The sequence below is a fragment of the Streptomyces sp. NPDC007983 genome (assembly GCF_042958345.1).
In the GTDB taxonomy this organism is placed as follows: domain Bacteria; phylum Actinomycetota; class Actinomycetes; order Streptomycetales; family Streptomycetaceae; genus Streptomyces.
The window spans coordinates 63,435-84,154 of the sequence record NZ_JBIBJI010000026.1; the positions used below are offsets into that span (position 1 = coordinate 63,435).

The 20,720-nt window shown below is 73.0% G+C and carries 10 protein-coding genes; 7 read left to right on the top strand and 3 right to left on the bottom strand.

Going from position 1 to position 20,720, the window contains the following annotated elements:
* Positions 1-281 precede the first annotated feature (281 nt).
* Positions 282-2,453: an aminotransferase class I/II-fold pyridoxal phosphate-dependent enzyme gene (locus ACFZCY_RS40855; RefSeq protein ID WP_391185631.1), complete on the bottom strand. Its 2,172-nt coding sequence runs from the start codon at positions 2,451-2,453 to the stop codon at positions 282-284.
* 211 nt (positions 2,454-2,664) lie between these two features.
* The gene (locus ACFZCY_RS40860; protein WP_391185634.1) at positions 2,665-5,040 is read right to left on the bottom strand and encodes a LuxR C-terminal-related transcriptional regulator; all 2,376 of its coding nucleotides are present in this window, start codon (positions 5,038-5,040) and stop codon (positions 2,665-2,667) included.
* A gap of 272 nt (positions 5,041-5,312) precedes the next feature.
* Between ACFZCY_RS40860 and ACFZCY_RS40865 the strand changes: the two genes are divergently transcribed.
* The 5 genes from ACFZCY_RS40865 to ACFZCY_RS40885 all read left to right on the top strand — a co-directional run bounded on the left by ACFZCY_RS40865 (position 5,313) and on the right by ACFZCY_RS40885 (position 15,298).
* Complete coding sequence (locus ACFZCY_RS40865) at positions 5,313-5,507, top strand: DUF5999 family protein (RefSeq protein WP_009720665.1); 195 nt, start codon at positions 5,313-5,315, stop codon at positions 5,505-5,507.
* A 288-nt stretch (positions 5,508-5,795) separates the two neighbouring features.
* On the top strand, positions 5,796-8,663 hold the full coding sequence (locus tag ACFZCY_RS40870; protein ID WP_391185638.1) for an AAA family ATPase: 2,868 nt from the start codon (positions 5,796-5,798) through the stop codon (positions 8,661-8,663).
* Positions 8,664-8,721: 58 nt separating this feature from the next.
* A complete protein-coding gene (locus ACFZCY_RS40875) occupies positions 8,722-11,475 on the top strand; it encodes an AAA family ATPase (protein WP_391185641.1) in 2,754 nt (917 codons plus the stop codon).
* Positions 11,465-14,275, top strand: coding sequence for an AAA family ATPase (locus tag ACFZCY_RS40880; RefSeq protein ID WP_391185644.1), 2,811 nt, complete (start codon positions 11,465-11,467; stop codon positions 14,273-14,275). Before ACFZCY_RS40875 ends, ACFZCY_RS40880 begins: the two co-directional genes overlap by 11 nt.
* A gap of 414 nt (positions 14,276-14,689) precedes the next feature.
* A complete protein-coding gene (locus tag ACFZCY_RS40885) occupies positions 14,690-15,298 on the top strand; it encodes a LuxR C-terminal-related transcriptional regulator (RefSeq protein ID WP_391185655.1) in 609 nt (202 codons plus the stop codon).
* Between the two features lie 91 nt (positions 15,299-15,389).
* On the opposite strand, the gene ACFZCY_RS40890 is transcribed toward ACFZCY_RS40885, so the two are convergent.
* Positions 15,390-17,009: a PucR family transcriptional regulator ligand-binding domain-containing protein gene (locus ACFZCY_RS40890; RefSeq protein ID WP_391185646.1), complete on the bottom strand. Its 1,620-nt coding sequence runs from the start codon at positions 17,007-17,009 to the stop codon at positions 15,390-15,392.
* 190 nt (positions 17,010-17,199) lie between these two features.
* On the opposite strand from ACFZCY_RS40890, the gene ACFZCY_RS40895 reads away from it, so the two are divergent.
* Positions 17,200-18,462 (top strand): aminotransferase class III-fold pyridoxal phosphate-dependent enzyme, encoded by a 1,263-nt coding sequence (locus ACFZCY_RS40895; RefSeq protein WP_391185649.1) that lies wholly within the window; start codon positions 17,200-17,202, stop codon positions 18,460-18,462.
* Between the two features lie 83 nt (positions 18,463-18,545).
* Positions 18,546-20,027 (top strand): aldehyde dehydrogenase family protein, encoded by a 1,482-nt coding sequence (locus tag ACFZCY_RS40900; protein ID WP_391185652.1) that lies wholly within the window; start codon positions 18,546-18,548, stop codon positions 20,025-20,027.
* Positions 20,028-20,720 lie beyond the last annotated feature (693 nt).

Here is a 20,720-nt window from a genome sequence, read left to right on the forward strand (position 1 = left end):
CCCTGCCCCCGTGGCTGATGCCAGCAGTCTGCCACGTCCAGTACGGCCCGGACACACTGCACAGGCAACTCTGCACAATTCAGAGTGCTCTGTGCCAAGTATGCCCGGCCGTCGGGACAGTTGCTTCATGACAGCCCCGGGAGGGAGAACGGGACTACGACGCGGGATCGTGCCGTCTCAGCCGGACGTCGGCGTCAATTGGCTTTCAGGGCCATCGCCGTCCGCGCGGCCGGGCCGGGGTCTCCCCGGCCCGGCCGCGCGAGGGACGGCGTGCCGGATCATCACGCGCCGTCGTCCGTCTGCAGGTACGCGGCCGGGCGCGGATAGCGCATCAGAGCCGGACCGGAGCCGTCCGGGTCTTTGTCGGCCACGGCGGGCCGGGCGGGCCGGGCCGGGGCGGTGGCCCTCAGCTCGGCGGGGTCGTAGTCGATGACCTGGGTCTGCTCCGCCGGGGCCGGCTCCGGCACGGGGTTCGGCTCGGGCCGGTAGAGCGGGATCTGGTCGAGTGCCGTCTGCTCCGTGGGGGAGAGCCCCTGGCCGTACCCGGCCGTCGTGCCCTGCGCCGGAGCCTGCGGCTGGACGACCGGGATCTGACCGGTCTCGGCCTGCGCCATCTGCATCTGCGGGCTCTGCATCTGGCCGCCCTGCATCTGGGGGACCTGCATCTGGCCGCTCTGCATCTGCGGGACCTGCGCCTGCGGGGTCTGCATCTGCGGGGCCTGGGCCTGGGGGGTCTGGGCCATCTGCAGGTACGACGGCTGGCTCGGCGCCGCCTGGGGCTGCGGCGCCGGGGCCTGCTGCATCTGCCCCATCTGGGGCTGCTGCATCGCCGCCTGCTGCATCTGCATCTGCCCCATCTGCGGGGCCTGCTGCATCGGCTGCATCTGCTGCTGGGGGATCTGCGCTTGCGCCGGTGCCTGGTACAGGGGCGTCTGGACCGGGGGAGTGGCGACGTACGCGGGTGCCAGCTCGGCGGGCGGCTGCGACTGCCCGGACGACACCGACTGCCCGTACGGGTCGGACTGCCCGTACCCGTCCGACGACACGCCCTGCGGCGCGGGCAGAGCGTTCGCCGAGTACAGCTGCTGCTGCGGTATCTGCTGCATCTGCTGCATTTGCAGGATCTGCTGCATCTGCTGCGGGGTCTGCTGCATCGGCGGCTGGGGTTCGGGGGCGGCGGGCGCGGCCGGGGCCGCGGCCAGCTGCGGCATCTGCTGGTACTGGTAGTCCAGCTGCTGGGCCGGGGCGGAGTAGAGCGGCGCCTGAAGGTCCCAGCCGCGCTGTTGCTCGTAGCTGACCTGGGGGGCGTAGTAGGAGGTCCCGTAGAGCACCGTGCTCAGCCCGGTCAGCAGCCGCTGCACATCCGGCTGGGAGCGCACCACCAGCCGCATGAACTGGCTGCTGCTGCCCAGCTTGTTGCCGCATTCGCGCACCAGGACACCGTGCTGGGTGAGGAGCTGGTCCCGTACCCAGGCGCCGTCCGTGCCGCCCGGCAGCTTGACGAAGACGAAATTGCCCTGGGAGGGGAAGACCGTCATCCCGGGCAGCCCGGCCAGCTGGGTGGTCATCTCCTGGCGGTCGCGGCTGAGCATGCGCAGGCTCTGCACGTACTCCTGCCGGTACCGCTTGAGCATGAAGACGATGACCTCGGCGAAGGAGTTCAGATTCCACTTCGGCAGCCGGGAGCGGATCTGCACGGCCAGCGCCGGATTGGCGACGAGATAGCCGAAGCGGACGCCATGCAGGCCGAAGCTCTTGCCGAGGCTGCGCAGGACGATGACGTTGGGCCGCAGGATCGCCTCGTCCACGACGCTCGGATACGCCTCGGCGTCGGCGAACTCCAGGAAGGACTCGTCGATCACCACCAGATCGAGATCGGACAGGGCATCCATGAGGCCGATGACGGCCTGGCGGGAGAGCAGCCCGCCGTCGGGGTTGTTGGGATTGCAGATGACGGCGACCCGCGAGCCCCGGGACCGGACGAATTGGACGAAGGCCTGCGGGTCGAGCGCGAATCCGCTCATCTCCGGGAGCTGGAACATGTCGACCCGCTTGCCGGTCTCCATCGGCTGGTCGGTCCACCGGCCGAAGGTCGGAATCGGCACCGCGAGGCTTTCCTTCACCAGCAGATGGTCGATCCAGGTGATCAGCTCGGTCGAGCCGTTGCCCATCGCCATGGTCTGCGGCTGAAGGCCCAGCACATCGGCGAGTTCGGCGGTGATGGTGTCCGCGGAACTCGGGTAGTACGTGAGGATCTCCCGCAGCCTGACCGCCATCACGGCGAACATGGCGGGGGTGGGGAAGTACGGATTGCAGGGGATGCAGAAGTCCACAAGCTCCTGTCCGCCACCCGTGATCCCGGCGCGGTTGAGCGCGAAGAAAGACGGGCTGTGGGCGGTGCCACGGAAGAGTTCCATGGCATCACCGGAATTGCCGACTGCGGCAACAGTCACGGCGGGACCTCCTCGGTCGCGTGGGTCGTGCAATCACGACCGTTGCGGCTCGTCCCTCGAGCCTGACGCATGATCCCAAAAACGTGGGGGACCTGAGGATTTTCGTGGGTGTGAGCGAAAGCGAGGGACAGGTGTGGCCTGATCGAATAAAATTCCGCCCCTCGCTCATCCTGTCGCCCGCTCTTGCGGAGGGGCGGCGGCGGTCGGAGCGTCAGACGGGATCGTCCGGCGGACGCTCGCCGTCGGTGAGGGCGGCCCGGTCCTGGTGCGCTACCCACACAGCTACCTGAGCACGCGAGTTGAAACCAAGTTTGCTCAGAATGTGCTCAATATGGCCCTCGGCGGTGCGCTGTGCTATGACCAGTGTCGCGGCGATCTCCTTGTTGCTGAGCCCCCGCGCGACCAGCTGGGCGATCTCGGTTTCCCGGGGCGTCAGCGGCGACGGCCGCTCGGGCACGGACGCCTCCCCGGTGGGCAGTTCGTCCTCCAGGGCGTAGGCCAGCGCCTGGTCGTAACGGAGCCGGGCACCCTGTTTGACGGCCGCGTTGTACGCCGACCGGCCCAGCGCCCGGGCCACGTCCGCCTCGCACTCGTCGTGGTAGTGGACCAGGTGGCCGTAGCCGGACAGCGAGGCGCCGACCGACTGCCAGACGGTCCGTACGACGCCCAGCAGCCGCGCCGACCGCCGGTAGTCCCGGTCGGTGGCGGCGATCCAGGCCAGCACCTCCAGGTTGACCCCCACGCCGAGGGGATCGTCGAGCGAGCGGTTGAAGACCAGGCTGTCCTTCTCCAGGGCGGCCGCGCGGGCGGTGTCGCCCTGGCGCCACACCTCGACGCCGAGCGCCATCATCGTGTACGCCCGGTGCCAGCCCTCGCCGTAGGCGTCGCACACCTCCAGCGACTCCTCGCCCAGCGCGATGGCGCGCGGCGAGTCGCCGATGAAGGAATGGGCCAGAGAGAGCCGGATGAGGGCCAGCGCGAGCCCGACCGGATCGCCGGTGGCCCGGTGGCGGGCCACCGCCTCCTCGTAGAGGGCGATCGCGGTCGGGGCGTCGCCCCGGTACATGGCGACCATGCCGGAGTAGAGCGCCGCGTACGCCAGGACCGGGGCCAGACCGAGCCGTTCGCCGATGGCCCGGCTCTCCGCCAGCATGGCCGCGGCCGCCTTGGTGTCGGACTGGATGATGGCCAGCCAGCTGTTGGTCCACAGCGCGCGGGCCCGTACCTCGGTCGGCTCCGGGCAGGCGGCAAGCCCCTCGTCCAGCCAGCGCCGCCCCTCGCCGAGGTAGTAACTGGTGATCCAGTGGTAGAGGAGGTCGGCCGCGATCCCCAGACCACAGGTGGTCTCCTCCGGCTCGGCGAAGCTGGACTCCAGGGCGCTGCGCAGATTGGCGTGCTCCAGCTGGAGCCGGGTGAACCACTGCACCTGGGCCGGGCCGAACAGCGCGGCGCGCGCGTCGGCCGCCAGCTGCCGGTAGTAGTCGCGGTGCCGCCGCAGCCGGTCGGGCTCCTCCCCGGAGGCGGCGAGCCGTTCCCGGCCGTACTGGCGCAGCGTGTCCAGCATCCGGTAGCGCACCGTGGTGTCGTGCTCCTCCCGGAGCAGCACCGACTTGTCCACCAGCTCGGCCACCAGGTCCAGGACGTCCTCGCGGTCGATGCCGTCGCCCGAGCAGACCGCCTCGGCCGCCTCCAGGTCCAGGCTCCCGGCAAAGACCGAGACCCGGGCCCACAGCAGCCGCTCCCGCTCGGTGCACAGCTCATGGCTCCAGTCGATCAGCGCCCGCAGCGTCTGGTGGCGGGGGAGCACCGACCGGGAGCCGGTGGTCAGCAGCCGGAAGCGGTCGTCGAGGCGGTCCAGCAGCTGCTGGACGGACAGGACGCGCAGCCGTACGGCCGCCAGCTCGATCCCGAGCGGAATGCCGTCCAGCCGCCGGCACACCCGCTCCACGGCGTCCCGGTTGCTCTCGGTGACGGCGAAGCCCGGCAGGATCGCCCCGGCCCGTTCGACGAACAGCCGCACCCCGTCGCACTGGGCCAGCGCCGCGGTGGACAGCCGCGGCCCGGCCACGTGGGGCAGGGCCAGCGCCGGAACGGCCAGGGTCTGCTCACCGGCGGTGCCCAGCGCCTGTCGGCTGGTGGCCAGGATGCGCAGCCGGGGGGCCGCCCGCAGGAGCCGGTCGGCGAGCAGCGCGCAGCCCTGGATCAGATGCTCGCAGTTGTCCAGGACGATCAGCGCCTGCTTGTCGCGCAGATGGTCGACGAGGACGTCCAGCGGCGGCCGGGCGGACTGATCCCGGACCTCCAGGGCCTCGGCCACGCTCTGGGCGAGCAGATCCGGGGTTTCCAGGGCGGCCAGTTCGACCAGCCAGACCCCGTCGGCGAACGCCCGGCGGGCGTCCTCGGCGACCCGCAGCGCCAGCCGGGTCTTGCCGACTCCGCCCACTCCGGTGAGGGTCACCAGCCGGGACGCGGACAGCATCCGCTTGGCCTCGGCCGCCTCGTGCCGACGCCCCACGAAAGTCGTCACCTCGGCCGGCAGCCAGCCTGTCTGCCGCCCGGTCGGGGTGCCCGTCGCCACCGCACCCATCGATGCCTCGCACCAGCCTCGGGCGGGCGGGGTCCCCCGCTCGTCCCGAACGGTTACTGTCCAGGCTATGCCCGAGGGGCGGCCCTCGCAGCCCGTCCGCGTGGGTCACCGATGGTGAGAGGTGGTCGCCCAGGGTTGTCGCGCGCTCGGGAGGGCAGGTCAGGTAGCCATCCGGGGAGTTCTCCCCTCCTCCCGGGGCGGGCCGCCGTTCCATCCTGGTGACCTCGTGAAGAGTTCCGCCGAGCCCTCGGCGGAAAGATCGAAGGTTCGCCATGTGCCTCCACCAGCCCCCTTGTCCCCCCGCCGACGCACCTGATCATGATTCGGCGCGTCTGGTGGCCTCCCACCCCGAGCAGGGGTGGAGCCTGCTCTGCAATGGAGTGGTGATCTTCGCGGACACGGGGGAACTGCTCCCCGACGGGCGCGTCATCCCGGCGCCCCGCGCCTGCCCCGACCAGGCGGGATGAAGGCCGACGAAGGGAGATGCCGTAGACGACTCCACGCCTCGTACCCACACGGTGATACGAAACGGCCCGGGGACGGAACGGTGAACGCCCTCACCACACCTTCCGCTTTCCCGGGCCTCCGTGTCTGTCGCCTCCGCACACCTCTGCGATCGACATTGATCGCCAGGATGCTGTTCGTGTAGCCTGATGATCGCTTCGAGCAGCTTAATTTATGCGGATTTCCATACCATCGGGGGGTGCGAGGGGGCCACTGTGCTGGACCGGGCCAACGATTCCGGTTTACCCAGCATGCTGGTCGGCCGCACCGGTGAGCTGACCGTGCTGGCCAGCCACGCGGAGGCCGCCTGTGCCGGGCGTTCCAGTCTGGTGGTGCTCTCCGGGCCCGCCGGAATCGGCAAGACCAGCCTGCTGCGCGCCTTCCTCGACAGTGACACCTGCCGGAAGATGACCGTCCTGCACGGCACCTGCGGCCAGGTCGTGGCCGGCTCCGGCTACGGCGGCGTACGGGCCCTCTTCGGCCCGCTCGGGCTGACCGCCGACGACGCGCACGACTCCCCGCTGCTCCAGGGCAGCGCCCGCCGCGCCCTGCCCGCGCTCGCCCCCAGCCCGGGCGAGGAGGAACCGGCCTCGGCGGCGACCGCCTACCCGGTGCTCCACGGGCTCTACTGGCTCGCGGTGAACCTCATGACCCAGGGCCCGCTCGTCCTCGTCCTCGACGACGCGCACTGGTGTGACGAACGCTCGCTGCGCTGGATCGACTTCCTGCTGCGGCGCGCCGACCACCTGCCGCTGCTCGTGGTGCTCGCCCAGCGCACCGAGGCGGAGCCCGTCGCGCCCGCGGTGCTGGACGACATCGTCGCCCAGCCCCGCTCCTCGGCGGTCCGCCTCGGCCCGCTGACCGACGCCGATGTGGCCGAGATGGCCCGGCAGACCTTCCCGGTCCCCGTCGCGCCGTCCTTCGCCGAGCGCGCCGCCGCCGTCTGCGGCGGCAACCCCCTCACCGTCACCCGGCTGCTGCACGAGCTGCGGGCCAAGGGGGCGCGGCCGGACGACACGGGGATCCGCGAGATCGCCGAGGTCGGCCAGTACGTGGTCGCGCAGTCGGTGCACGACCTGTTCGAGCGCCGGCCCGGCTGGGTCCGGGACGTGGCCACCGCGATCGCGGTGCTCGGCGAGGAGGACCCGGAGCACATCGGCGCCCTCGCCGGGGTGCCCGCCGCCCGTGTCGAGGAGGCCGTGACGCTGCTGCGCGGCGCCGAGGTGGTGGCGCCGGACCGCCCCGACCTGGCCCATGACGTGGTGCGCTCGGCCGTGCTCGACGCCGCCGGGGCCGACGCGCTGGCCGGCCTGCGCGCACGGGCCGCTCAACTGCTCAGCGACATCGGCCGCCCCGCCGAAGAGGTCGCCAACCAGGTGCTGCTGGTGCCCGGCGCCCCCGAGCCGTGGATGCGCGGGGTGCTGCGCGAGGCGGCCGCCCAGGCCGGGACCCGCGGCGCGCCCGAGGCCGCCGCCCGCTATCTGCGCCGGGTCCTGGAGGCCGAGCCCGACAGCGTGTCCGCCCACGTCCAGCTGGCCGGGGCGCTCGCCGAGACCCACCCGGCGGAGGCGATCGGGCTCCTGAAGGACGCCCTCGACCTCACCACCGACGTACGGGCCAAGGCACCGATCGCCGTCCAGCTCGGCATGACCTGCCTGACGGTGCAGCAGTCACCGGCCGCCGTACGGACGCTCGGCGGCGTGCTGGACGCGCTGGAGGCCGAGCTGGGGCCCGAGCCCGAACCCCGCGACCGTGAACTGCTCACCCTCGTCCGGTCCGCGCTGCTGATCAGCGGATGCGACGAGAAGGCGACCATCACCACGGTCCGGGAGCGGTTCGCGCGGCTGGCCGAACCGGCCGGGGACACCCCGGCGCAGCGGCAGCTGCTGGCCATGATGACCGTCCTCAGCGCGATGGAGGGCACCTCCGCGGAGCGTACGGTGCGGCAGGCCCGCCGCGCCCTCCACCCCTCGGGGGTCGCGCTCGGCAACTGGTCGCTGCTCTTCTCCGCGTTCACCCTGGGCCTCGCCGACGAGGTCGGGGACGCGATGGAGGCGCTGGACCGCTCGCTGCGGTACGGCCAGGAGAACGCCGCGGTGTGGAGTTACGTCCTCAGCCTCTCCACCCGGGCCCTGATGCTCCACGGCCTCGGCGCGATCCCGGACGCGCTGGCCGACGCCCAGACCGCCGTGGAGATCGTCGGCCACGAGCGGTGGGGCAGCCATATGACGATGCCCCAGATCGCCCTGGCCACCGTTCTGATCGACCGCGGCGAGCCCGAACGCGCCGAGGAGCTGCTGGGCCAGGTCACCCGGCCGAATCTGGACGGGTTCGTCATGGAGTACCACTGGTACCTGATGGCCCGCGCCCGGGCCCGCTGGGCGCTCGGCGACGGCCGGACCGCGCTGCGGCTGCTGCTCGACTGCGGCTCCTCCCTGGAGGAGACCGGATTCGCCAATCCGTGCTTCATCCCCTGGTGGGCCGAGGCGGCCTCGGTGTACGCCGCCGAGAAACGCGCCGACGAGGCCCGGGACATCGTCGACCACGGAACCGAACTCGCCCGCCGGTGGGGCACCCCGCGCGCCCTCGGACTCGCCGCGCTCGCCCGCGGCGTGACCACCCGCGGGGAGACCGGCATCGGCCTGCTCACCGAAGCCGTCGCGCGGCTGTCCGCCTCACCCGCCCGCGCCGAGCACGCCCGGGCCGAATTCATGCTCGGCGCCGCCCTGCTGGACGCCGGGGACTCCCGCGGCGCCCGCGAACATCTGCGGGCCTCCGCCGACCTCGCCCAGAGCTGCGGCGCGCTGGCGCTCGCCAAGAACGCCCGGCGGCGGCTGGTCGCCGCGGGCGGCCGGATGCGCGAGATCACCGCCTCCCCGGTGGACCTGCTCACCGGCACCGAGCGCAAGGTCGCCACCCTCGCCGCGGCCGGGGCGGGCAACCGGGACATCGCCCAGTCGCTCTTCGTCACGGTACGCACCGTCGAGACGCACCTCACCAGCGTCTACCGGAAGTTGGGGCTGGCTCAGCGGGCCGAACTGGCCTCGGTGCTGCGCACGCCGAGCGTCCCGCACCCGCAGGCTCCGGCGTGGGTGTCCGCGGCACGTGGCCGTCGTTGAGCGCGACGCCCCGGTGCTTCTCCGCACCCCGAATAAGTGCTCGACATATAGTCGCTCCATGCAGCTCAACGGGCTTCCGTTCCCCGGGCGGGAACGAGAGCAGGCGGTGCTGAGGTCGTTCATCACCGATCTGGCGGCGGGGCGCCCGGCCGTCGTCACCGTGTCCGGCAGTCCCGGCTCCGGCCGGGGCCCGCTGCTGCGCTGGACGGCCCGGCTCGCGGAGGAGCGCGGGCTGCGCGCCCTGACCGCCCGGGCCACTCCGGGCGAGAGCGAACTGCGGTACGGCGTGGTGCAGCAGCTTCTGACCACGCTGGACGGGATCAGCGACCGCACGCTCGCGGCCCTGGCCGAACCGGGCCGGGACAGCGGACTGCCCGGCCTGGCCGAACTGCTGCGCAGCGCCCACCACCGGCCGACGCTGCTCGTCGTCGAGGGGGTGGAGTGGCTGGACCCGGCCTCACGGCGCTGGTTCGACGCCCTGGTACGGCGGCTGCCGGGGAAACCGGTCGCGCTGCTGTCGAGCGGCAGCGGCGTCAGCCACCACGGATGGTGCGGCGGCTCCCCCCTCCCCGGCCCGGTCCCCACCCGGCAGCTCGCGCTGTCCGCGTTCACCGTGCGGGAGGTCGCCACCCTGATCGCCGCGGTCTGCGGACGGCCCGGCGAGGAAGCGTTCACCGGGGCGGCGTGCGAGATCGGCGCGGGCAACCCCATGGTGCTCCACAAGGCGCTGGGCCAGTTCACCGCCCGCGGACTCGAACCGGTCGCCGGGCGGATCCCCGAGCTGCGCGCGCTCATCGAGGCCATCCGCGGTGAGTACGCCGTCCGCGCCCTCAGCGGCCTGTCCGACACCGCCGTCGCCGCCGTGCGCGCCCTGGCCGTCTGCGGCGAACTCCTCCACCTGCCCCTGCTGTACGCACTCGCCGGACCCCACGCGGCGAGCGAACCCGGACTGGGCGCGGCACTGGAGGCCAGCGGTCTCGCCACCGCCTCCGGCGCCGGGCTGCGGCTGTGCTGCCCGGAGGTACGCAATTGGATCCTGGAGGACATGCCCGGCGACGAACGGGCCGAACTCCACGCCCGGGCCGCCGAACTCGCCCACCGGGCGGCCGTACCCGACGAGGACGTCGCCCGGCTGCTGCTCGCCGCCCGCCCGCTGGGCGAACCCTGGGTCGTCCCCGTGCTGCGCCGCACCGCCACCGCCGCACTGCGGGCCGCTCGCCCCGGCCACGCCATCGCCTGCCTGTCCCGCGCCCTGGAGGAGCCGCTGGACCCCGACGGGCGCGCCCAACTCGGCCTGGAACTGGCCGCCATCGAAGTGCTCGGCGCGCCCGAGGCCAGCGACCGGCGGCTGACCGAGATCATCCGCGGCGCCGGCGCGTCCGCCCGGGACCGGGTGCGCGCCGCCGACCTCGGCCTCACCCGCGGCGGCGTGGAGAGCCTGCGGTCCGCCGTGGCGAGCGCGCTGCCCACGGCCCGCGACGGCGAACGGGAGGCCCTGTCCGGGCTGTTCCGGCTCACCGAACCGTGCCGCGACGACGACGCCGACCTGATGCTGCCCGAGATCCCCGCGCTGCCCGCCCGCCCCACCGACCCGGCGCAGGCAGCCGCCCGCGCCCGCCAACTCGCCTTCCTGGGCGAGGACCTGCCCACCGCCAGGGCACTGGCCCGGCGCGCCTTCACCGACGAACCCGGCACCGACGCGCTGATCCTGCCCCGGCTCACGGCCGGCCGGATCCTGCTCCTGACCGACGACCTGGACGAGGCCGAGGCCCGGCTCGACGCCCTCCACCTCGACCTGCGGCGGCGCCACGCCCGGGCCGCCGCCGCGCTGGTGCTGGCCGTCCGGGGCGAACTGAACCTGCGGCGGGGCCGGCTCGACGCCGCCGAACGGGACGCCGCCGCCGCCGGGCGGGCGCTGCCCCCGGCCCACTGGCATCCGTACCACGCCCCCTATCTGACCGCGCTGCGGATCACCGTCGCCCTGGACGGCGGCCACGCCGGCCAGGCCAGGGAGCTGGCCGCCGAGCCTGCCCCGGCCGAGGCCCCGGACGGCGCGTCCTTCGCCCATCTGCTCTTCGCCAGGGCGACGGTCGCCTTCCGGGACGGCCGACACGCCGAGGCCCTGGAGTTGTTCCTCGGCTGCGGCAGACGGCTGCTGCGCCGCGGCAGGGCCAACCCCGCCCTGATCCCGTGGCGTTCCATGGCCGCCGCCGCGTGCCACGCGCTCGGGGACCACGAGGAGGCCCAGCGGCTGAGCCAGGAGGAGATCGCACTGGCCCGGCGGTGGGGCGCGCCCAGCACCCTGGGGCTGGCCCAGCTCGGTGCCGGGCGGGTGGCCCACGAGACCCGGGACCACCGGCTCCGCGAGGCCGTGCAGACCCTGCGCCCCACCACGGCCCGGCTCGCCTACGCCAATGCGCTGATCGACCTGGCCACCACCGAACTGGACGCGGGGACCCCGCAGGCCGCCGCTCCCCTGGTGGCCGAGCTGTTCACGTTCACCACCACCCACCGCCCTTCCAGCAGGCTCACCGCGCGGGTGCGCGCCCTCGCCGAACGGCTGGGACAGCCCGCCGCGCCCGGGCTCGGCCCGCACCCCGCCTGGGCGACCCTGACCGAACCCGAGCGGCGCACCGCCACCCTCGCGGGACTCGGCCACGGCAACCGGGAGATCGCCGAGATGCTGTCGGTGACCCGGCGTACGGTCGAGCTGCGGCTCAGCGGCGCGTACCGGAAGCTGCGGATCGCGGGGCGCGCGGAACTCCACGCGCTGGTCCGGGCGACGGAGGGATACGGCACCGATGTTGCTTGAGCGGGACGCCGAGGTGGCACAGGTGCGGGAGGCCCTGAGCGCCGCCGCCGCGGGCACCTCGTCGCTGCTGCTGCTCACCGGACCGCTCGGCATCGGCCGGACCGCGCTGCTGCAGCGGCTGTCCCTGCTGGCGGGGGAGGACGTCCGCGTCCTGCGCGCCAACGCCGCCCCGATGGAGCAGGACTTCGCCTTGGGCGTGGTCCGTCAGCTCTTCGACAGCCTGCTGACCGGCGCCCCGTCCGAGAGTTGCGAACGCCGGCTGCGGGAACACGGCGAAAGCGCCCGCATGGTCCTCGCCGACGACGCGCTGCCACTGGACGAGTACGGCTCCGTCACCCTGTCCGAGACGGTGCTGAACGGACTGCGCTCCCTGCTGGCCGACGTCGGCGCCGACAAACCGCTGCTGATCCTGGTGGACGACCTCCAGTGGGCCGACGCCCCCTCGCTGCGCTGGCTCGCCTACCTCGTCAAACGGCTGCACGGGCTGCGCGCCGTACTCGTCTGCGCCCTGCGCGACGGCGATCCGGGGGGCCGGCAGGTGACGCTGCGAGAGATCACCGACTCCGCACAGCGGGTGCTGCGCCCCGCGCCGCTGTCCCCCGGGGCCGTGGGGGAGATGGTTCTCGGCCAGTTCGGCGAGCCGGGCGACGAGGAGTTCGCCCGTGCCTGCCACGAGATCTCCGCGGGCAACCCCCTCTTCCTGAGGTCGGTCCTGGTGGCCCTCGCGGTCGACGGCCACCGCCCCACCGCCGAACACACCGAGGCGGCCCGCCGCCAGCGCCCCGCCCAGCTGCGCGAGCGGCTGGCCCGCTGCATGCGCACCCAGCCGCAGCCGGTACGGGACCTGGCCGCGGCGATCGCCGCCCTCGGCGACCAGGGCGAACCCGAACTCATGGCCCGGCTGGCTGGCCTGGACCCGATCGGCTTCGGGGCCGCGCTGCGCACCCTCGGCCAGCTCGGCCTGCTGGCATCGGAGCGGGAGCCGCGCTTCCGGCACCGCGTGACGCAGGACGCCGTCGAGTCCTCGATGACCGTCGCCGAGCGCGAGCGGCTGCACGACACCGCCGCGGCCCTCCTCTACCGCAACGGCTCCTCCGCCGAATCGGTCGCCGCCCAGCTGATGGCCGTCACCGCCTCACAGCACCCCTGGGCGATCGAGGTGCTGCGGGCCGCGGCCGACACCGCGCTGCGCCGGGGCGCGCCGGACATCGCCACCCGCTATCTGCGGCGCGCGCTGCTGGACGCCGCGCTGTCCGGCGAGAGCCGCGGGCGGCTGCTGATCGACCTGGCCACCGCGGAGCGCGGATTCGACCCGGCCGCGTGCGAACGCCACATCTCCCAGGCGATACCCCTGCTGACCACGCCCCGGCACCGGGCCGCCGCCGCCCTGCGGATCTCCCCGACCGTCGTCGGCGTGCCGCCGCCCGCGATCGTCGACCTGTTCCACCAGGTCGCCGAGGACCTGGGCCCCGCGTCCGCCCTGGAGGGCTCGGCGCGCGACGTGGCGCTGCGGCTGGAGGCGCGGCTGCGGTACGCCGAGTACGAGGACCCGGCAGGGCTGGCCGCGTCGGTGGAGCGGCTGTCGGCGCTGGGCGATGCGCCCCCGCTCGGATCGACCGCCGAACGCGAGCTGGCCGCCGTACTGCTCGACGCCGCGATGCTCACGACCCGGCGGCCGGCGGCCGAGGTCGCCCGGCTCGCTGCCCGCGTCCTGGAGCGGGAACCGGCCACCGCGGACCGGGCCCACTCACCGCTGCCGCTGGTGGCGGTCGCGCTGGTCGCCGCCGACTCGGTACGGGGCATCAACTCCTGGCCCGCGCCCGAGCAGCACTCCCCAGGGCAGGACGTCACGCCCGTCGACGCGCTCGTCCACGCCGAGCAGGCGCTGATGCTGGTGGCGCGGGGCCGGGCGGCCCGGGCCCGGGAGCCCGCCGAGCGCGCGATGCGGCTGGCCGGCGCGCACTGGCCGGAGGCCGGGATCCTCGCCACCGTCGCCCTCACCGGCGTCGCCCTGGAGCTCGACGACCCCGAGCTGGTCGAAGGTCTGCTCGACGAGGCCGGCCGGCGCCGGTCCGCCAACCTCGCGCTCACCGCCTCGCTCCAGCTCCTCAAGGCGTCCCAGGACGAGCGGCACGGCCGCTGGGCCAGCGCGCTGGACACCCTGCTGGCCTGCGGCCGGCAGCTGGAGGCGGCGGGGTGGCGCAATCCCGTCCTCTTCCGGTGGCGGCCCTGGGCGGCCGCCCTCCAGCACCGCATCGGGGACTCCCGCGCGGCGCTGGCGCTCGCCGAGGAGGAGTACGCCCGGGCCGAAGCCTGGGGCGCGCCCGTCGCGCTGGGCCGCGCCCTGCGGCTCAAGGGGCGGCTGCACGACGGCGCCCAGGGAACGAACCTACTGCGCGAATCGGCCGACGTGCTGCGCGCCTCGGCCAACGAACTCGAACTGGCGCGCTCGCTCATGCTGCTGGCCCGGCGGATGGACGGCGGCGCCGAGGCGGCGGCCCTGCTGCGGGAGGCCGGAGCCCTCGCCGCGGCCTGTGGCGCGCCCTGGCTGGTCGAACGCGCCGAGCAGGGGCGCGGTACACCCGCCCCACGGCCGGAGGCCGCGCTGACCCGTACCGAACGCACCGTGGTCTCCCTGGCCGGCGGCGGCCTCACCAACCAGGAGATCGCCGGCCGGCTCGGCGTCACCTCCCGCGCGGTCGAGAAGCACCTCACCCACGCCTACCGCAAGCTGGAGATCTCCGGCCGTCGCCAGCTGATGGAGATCCTTCCCCGCCTGGATTCGGAAATCCTGCGTTAACGGCGCTAATTCAACGAGTGGCCAACCGGCTTCGGCCGGGCTTCCCGTATGCCCGCGCACCGGCCGGGGACCGTTGGATCCGGGCAAGTTTCCCGGCTCACCGAACCCACCGAACCGACCACCGAAACCCCGGCGTGCGGACCGAACCTCCGGGGTGCGGTACCACAGGATTGGGTGGCGCGCCCCCTGCTGACGTTGACTCATGCATGAGGATCTCCCTAGTCTCCATTCTGTAAAGAGCATTCGAATTGAATAGCCGCGGTTTTCGTGCCCGGGTATTCGCATCGGTCCTTCGCGCCCGGTCATTGATAAACAGGAAGGGATGGCAGTCCCTTGGCAGTTTCCGCACTCGCAGATTCAGCTCGGCCAACCCCCCACGATCTTGAATGTGCTCAGATCGAGCACGCGGATCTTCTGTGCCAGTTCGACCAGCCCGGGGCCTCTGTCGTCTGCCTCGACCCGTCCCTGACGGTCCAGCAGGCGAATCGGGAGTTCTTCCGGCAGTTCGGCGACGACTCCTCCTCGAGCGTCTGCGGCCGTGATTTCTGCGACCTGGCACACCCCAGCGCGCGGCAGGCGCTGCACCGGCAGCTCTCCCTGCTGGCCGACGGCACCCGCCACCGGTTCGCCGGCCATGTGATCGTCGTCGGATCCCAGGGCACCGCCTTCACCTGCGCGCTCAGCGCCGTCGCCGTACGCGAGGGCACCTCGCACGTCGCCTCGCTGCTGGTGGTGCTGCGGCCCGTGGCGGGGGGCCAGGAGCTGGACATGGTGACCAGCCGCAAGAAGATCCTCAGCGAAATCGAGGCACGTATCCTGGAAGGAATCGCGGCCGGACTCTCCACCGTTCCGCTGGCCTCCCGGCTTTATCTCAGCCGGCAGGGCGTCGAATACCACGTGACGCGTCTGCTCCGTAAGCTGCGGGTCCCCAACCGGGCGGCCCTGGTCTCCCGCGCCTATTCCGTGGGCGTTCTCAAGGTGGGTTCCTGGCCACCGAAGGTCGTCGACGATTTCGTGAAGTGATCAGCTGGGACGTGACGCGTAGACGCGGTTGACGCGGCGGCGCTCGGCTCGCACATGGCCGAGGAGGGCCGTGCGTCACCGCGTCACCGCGTCACGAGGGGCCGGAGCCGCGGGCGAGCCGCAGCACGCTGAACGCGGTGAGCGCCACGTGCAGCTGGGTGCGCTGCTCACCCGACTCCAGATCGCAGCCGAGCACCCGCTCGATCGCGTGCAGCCGCTGATAGAACGCCTGCCGTGACAGGTTCGCGCGCTTGGCGGCCACCGTCTTGTTGCCCGCCGCGTCCAGATAGGCGTGCAGGGTCGTCACCAGATCGGTGCCATGCCGTTCGTCGTGCTGCACCAGCCGGCCGAGCTGCCGTTCCACGTACTCCTGCACCCGCACATCGCCGCGCAGCGCGTACAGCAGCTGCCGCAGCCCGATATCGCTCAGTTCATGGAACGGTTTGTCCGGCGTCCCCGGAACGGCGGCGTCCGCGACCCGCGCCGCCTGCTGGAAGGAGCGCGCGGTCTGCGACAGGTCCGACACCTCGGAGCCCACGCTCACGACCGCGTCCGGATGGGACTCCCGTACGGTACGGCTCAGCCGCTCAACCAACGGCCGCCAGGGGGTGGCCGGGTGGAACGCCAGCAGGACGCCCAGATGATCGCCGGGCACCACGCCGATCAGCACCGCGGCGCCGGCCGCGGCCATCTCCTCGGTCAGCCGCTCCTCCAGCTCCCCGGACTCCTCGCCGCCGGGCCCCCGGTCCAGGGTGACGAGTACGACGATCAGCCGCCGTCCCATGACCCGCATGCCCAGCGCCTCGGCCCGGGCCCGCGACTCCCCGGCCGAGCGGCAGCGCTGCTCGACCAGGTCCAGCAGCAGCGTGCGCTGCGCGCGCCGCTCCCACCGGGTGTGCTGGGTCAGCCGGGCGATGGTCAGGGCCGTGGCCGTACGCTCCAGGACCATCGCGTGCTCGGGACCCACCGCCGGGACGCCCGCGGCATCCGGCAGCATGACCAGCCGCCCCCAGCGCTCACCCCGGTACTCCACGGCCGTCACCAGCCAGTTCTCCGGACCGCGCAGCTCGGTGCGGTCGGGTGAGGGCGTGGCGCGGGACCGCCGCTCCCATTCGGTCAGCACCCCCTCGACACCCTGGCCCGGCGGCCCGCAGATCACGGCCCGGTGGACCAGGTTCTCCAGTACCACCGGATGGCCGCTCAGCTCGGCGGCCATGCCCACCACCTCGTCCGGCTCGGCGCCGCGCAGGGTCAGCGCGGTGAAGGTGTCATGGACGTCCTGCGCCCGGCGCAGGGTCTCGATCTGGCTGCCGATGATCATCGAGTGGACGATCTGGGTGACCTCCACGAAGTTCACGTTCCGCGACAGCAGGACCAGCGGGAAATCCCGGGCCCGGCAGGCGCTCACCAGCTCCGACGGCGGCTCGTGATACCGCCGGACCAGCTCGATGACCAGGCCGGCGGCGCCGACGTCGGCCAGCTCCTCCACATACCGGCGCACCAGCGCCGGGTCCTCCGGCAGGGGCATCCCGGTGGTGAGGACCAGTTCCCCGCCCTTGAGGAAGGAGGCCGGGTCGAGCAGCTCGGTGATGTGGACCCAGCGGACCGGACGGGACAGCTGATCATGGCCGGATACCACCTCCGGCTGCCCGGCGGCCAGCACCGGCAGCCGCAGCGCGTCGTCGAGGGTGAGCGGAGCGGAGCCGTTCATTCGGGTCACTCTGGCATCGCCTTGACAAAGTGTCCACTCGGTCCCGGTTGACAGAACGTCCATCCCGATCACCTGCCCGCGACACAATGATCATTGTCTTCGGCCGGTTCGCTCCCGCACGCTCGAAGCAGTCCCGAAGAAGTCCCGAAGCAGTCCGGTCACCGCCGTTCCGTGGGTGTTGGGAGAGATCATGACCAATCTGTCGCCGCAGCTCCGCCAAGCCACTCCGGTGGTCGCCGTCCGCGGGGAGGGCGCCTACCTCCACGGCGAGGACGGACGCCGCTATCTGGACTTCACCGCGGGCATCGGCGTCACCAGCACCGGACACTGCCACCCGCGGGTCGTCGCCGCCGCCCAGGAGCAGGTCGGCACCCTCATCCACGGCCAGTACACAACCGTCATGCACCAGCCGCTCCAGCGGCTGACCGCCAAGCTCGGCGAAGTGCTGCCCGAGGGCCTCGACAGTCTGTTCTTCACCAACTCCGGCAGCGAGGCCGTGGAGTCCGCGCTGCGCCTGGCCCGCCAGGCCACCGGGCGGCCGAACGTCCTGGTCTGCCACGGCGGCTTCCACGGCCGCACCGTCGCCGCCGCGTCCATGACCACCTCCGGGACCCGCTTCCGCTCCGGCTTCTCGCCGCTGATGAGCGGCGTCGTGGTGACCCCGTTCCCCACCGCGTACCGGTACGGCTGGGACGAGGAGACCGCGACCCGGTTCGCGCTGAAGGAGCTGGACTACGTCCTGCAGACCATCTCCTCGCCCGACGACACCGCGGCGATCATCGTCGAGCCGGTGCTGGGTGAGGGCGGTTACGTGCCCGCCACCGAGGGCTTCATGCAGGGGCTGCGCGAGCGGGCCGACCGCCATGGCTTCCTGCTCATCCTGGACGAGGTACAGACCGGCGTCGGCCGCACCGGCCGCTTCTGGGGCCATGACCACTTCGGGATCCGCCCCGACATCCTGGTCACCGCCAAGGGCCTGGCCAGCGGCTTCCCGCTGTCCGGCATCGCCGCCTCCGAGGAACTGATGGCCAAGGCATGGCCCGGTTCGCAGGGCGGCACCTACGGCGCCAACGCGGTGGCCTGCGCCGCGGCCGCGGCCACCCTCGACGTCGTACGGGACGAGAACCTCGTCGCCAACGCCGACGCCATGGGCGCCCGGCTGCGCTCCGGTCTGGAGGACATCGCCGCGAAGACCCCCGCCATCGGCGACGTCCGCGGCCTCGGCCTCATGCTGGCCAGCGAGTTCGTCACCGAGGACGGCGAACCCGACCCGGCGACCGCATCCCGCGTGCAGCGCGCCGCCGTCGACGAGGGACTGTTGCTGCTCCTGTGCGGAGCCTGGAACCATGTGGTCCGGATGATCCCCGCGCTGGTCGTCGACGAAGCGGCGATCGACGAGGGGCTGCGCGCCTGGTCCGCCGCCGTGAGCGCCGGGACCGCCGGTACCTCCTGACGCCCTTCGCCCTGTACCCCTCGGGAACCCCCGGCCGCCGCCCGCTGCCACGCGGGCGGCGGCCACAGAAGGAGATTGCCGCTATGTCTGCCCTGCCCACCGCTTCGTTCCCCGCAGCGGGCGATGTCCTCGCGACGGTGTCCAAGAAGCTGTACATCGCCGGGTCCTGGTCCGACGCGGCCGGCGGCCTGACCATGCCGGTCGACGACCCGGCCACCGGCGAGGTGCTGTGCGAAGTCGCCGACGCGAGCCCCGCCGACGGACAGCGCGCACTCGACGCCGCCCTGGACGCCCAGGAGAAATGGGCCGCCACCGCGCCCCGCGCCCGCAGCGAGATCCTGCGCCGCGCCTACGAACTCATCATGGAGCGCGCCGACGCGCTCGCCTCCCTGATGACGGCCGAGATGGGAAAGCCGCTGGCCGAGGCGCGCGGTGAGGCCGCGTACGCCGCCGAGTTCTTCCGCTGGTTCTCCGAAGAGGCCGTCCGCATCGACGGCGGATACGCCACCATGCCCGACGGCAAGAACCGCATGCTGCTCATGCGCCGCCCCGTCGGCCCCTGTCTCCTCGTCACCCCGTGGAACTTCCCGCTGGCCATGGGCACCCGCAAGATCGGCCCGGCGATCGCCGCCGGCTGCACCATGGTGCTCAAGCCCGCCCCGCAGACGCCGCTGTCCTCGCTCGCCCTCGCGGGCATCCTGGAGGAGGCCGGGCTGCCCGCCGGGGTGCTCAACGTCGTCACCACCTCCCGGGCCGGCGAGGTCGTCGAACCGCTGCTGACCGGCGGCCACATCCGCAAGCTGTCCTTCACCGGCTCCACCCAGGTCGGCCGCGTCCTGCTCGGCCAGTGCGCACCCGCCGTGGTCCGCACCTCCATGGAACTCGGCGGCAACGCCCCCTTCATCGTCTTCGACGACGCCGACCTCGACGTCGCGGTCGAGGGCGCCATGACCGCCAAGATGCGCAACATGGGCGAGGCGTGCACCGCCGCCAACCGCTTCTTCGTCCACTCCTCCGTCGCCGCCGAGTTCGCCGACCGCCTCGCCCGCCGCATGGGCGCCCTCGACGTCGGCCCCGGCAGCCGCCCCGGCGTCGAGGTGGGCCCGCTGATCGACCGGGCGGGCCGCACCAAGGTCGAGGAACTGGTCGCCGACGCCGTCGCGCGCGGCGCCGAGGTCCTGGTCGGCGGCAGCACCCCCGAGGGCCCCGGCTGCTTCTACCCCCCGACCGTGCTCACCGGCGTGTCCCCCGCCAGCCGTCTCATGGAGACCGAGATCTTCGGCCCGGTCGCCGCCATCCTCACCTTCGAGGACGAGGACGAAGTCGTCGCCACCGCCAACAGCACCGAATGGGGCCTGGTGGGCTACGTCTTCACCCAGGACCTCAACCGCTCGCTGCGGGTGAGCGAACGCCTGGAAGTCGGCATGGTCGGCCTCAACACCGGCCTGGTCTCCAACCCGGCCGCCCCCTTCGGCGGTGTCAAACAGTCCGGCCTGGGCCGCGAGGGCGGCCGCGTCGGGATCGACGAGTTCCTGGAGTACAAGTACATCGCCACCCCGGCTTGATGCGGCAGGGCTCCCTTCCCCACCCGCCACGCCCCCGGGCCCGGGGGCGTGGCTCCTGCGGTTCCAGTCCGTCTGCGGTCCAAACCGGGCCCGGGACGCCTGCGGCTTCAGCTGGTTCGGCGCCCGTGCCCGGGCAGGGCCTGGGGCGGGCGCCTGCGTTTCGGCTTGTGCGGTGCGTACCGGTACCCAGGCCGGGGTGTCTGCGGTTGCAGCCCGTGCGACGCCCGTGGCGGGGCAGGCCCGGAGGCGCTGGGGTCGGCTGGCCCGTGGCGTACGGAGCCCGGGTGCGGGGCTTTTGCGGTCCCAGCCGGTCCGTGGCCCGCCGGGCCCCTCCGGTTCCGGTTCGTGTCTTGCCTACCGGTGCCGGGGTCGGACGTGTCTGCGGTGTCCGACCGTGCGGCTCTTCCGGGGCCGTGGTCCGGGGCGGAACGCTTGCGGATTCGGCCTGTCCGGTACCGTCCGGCCTCTGCCGCACGGCCGGCCAGGACCCGGGCGGGCCCGACTCGCCTCCCGGTGCCCGGCTTCTGGGGCGGGGCGCACGCATTTCAGCCCGTCCGGCGCTTGAGGACCGGGGGCCGGGGCGGAGCCCCGGTCGTGGGGGGGGTGCCTCTATGTCTTTCGTCAAGCGAGGCGTGGGGTTCGGGGTTCGTAGAAGGTGCCGTCGCGGAGCATGGCGAACAGCACGCTGATGCG

Bases quoted from the DNA above. Each gene is read 5' to 3' on its own strand.
- ACFZCY_RS40870 (WP_391185638.1), top strand. From the start codon at position 5,796: ATGCTGGTCGGCCGCACCGGTGAGCTGACCGTGCTGGCCAGCCACGCG.
- ACFZCY_RS40900 (WP_391185652.1), top strand. From the start codon at position 18,546: ATGTCTGCCCTGCCCACCGCTTCGTTCCCCGCAGCGGGCGATGTCCTC.
- ACFZCY_RS40890 (WP_391185646.1), bottom strand. From the start codon at position 17,009: ATGAACGGCTCCGCTCCGCTCACCCTCGACGACGCGCTGCGGCTGCCG.
- ACFZCY_RS40875 (WP_391185641.1), top strand. From the start codon at position 8,722: ATGCAGCTCAACGGGCTTCCGTTCCCCGGGCGGGAACGAGAGCAGGCG.
- ACFZCY_RS40895 (WP_391185649.1), top strand. From the start codon at position 17,200: ATGACCAATCTGTCGCCGCAGCTCCGCCAAGCCACTCCGGTGGTCGCC.
- ACFZCY_RS40860 (WP_391185634.1), bottom strand. From the start codon at position 5,040: ATGGGTGCGGTGGCGACGGGCACCCCGACCGGGCGGCAGACAGGCTGG.
- ACFZCY_RS40880 (WP_391185644.1), top strand. From the start codon at position 11,465: ATGTTGCTTGAGCGGGACGCCGAGGTGGCACAGGTGCGGGAGGCCCTG.
- ACFZCY_RS40865 (WP_009720665.1), top strand. From the start codon at position 5,313: ATGTGCCTCCACCAGCCCCCTTGTCCCCCCGCCGACGCACCTGATCAT.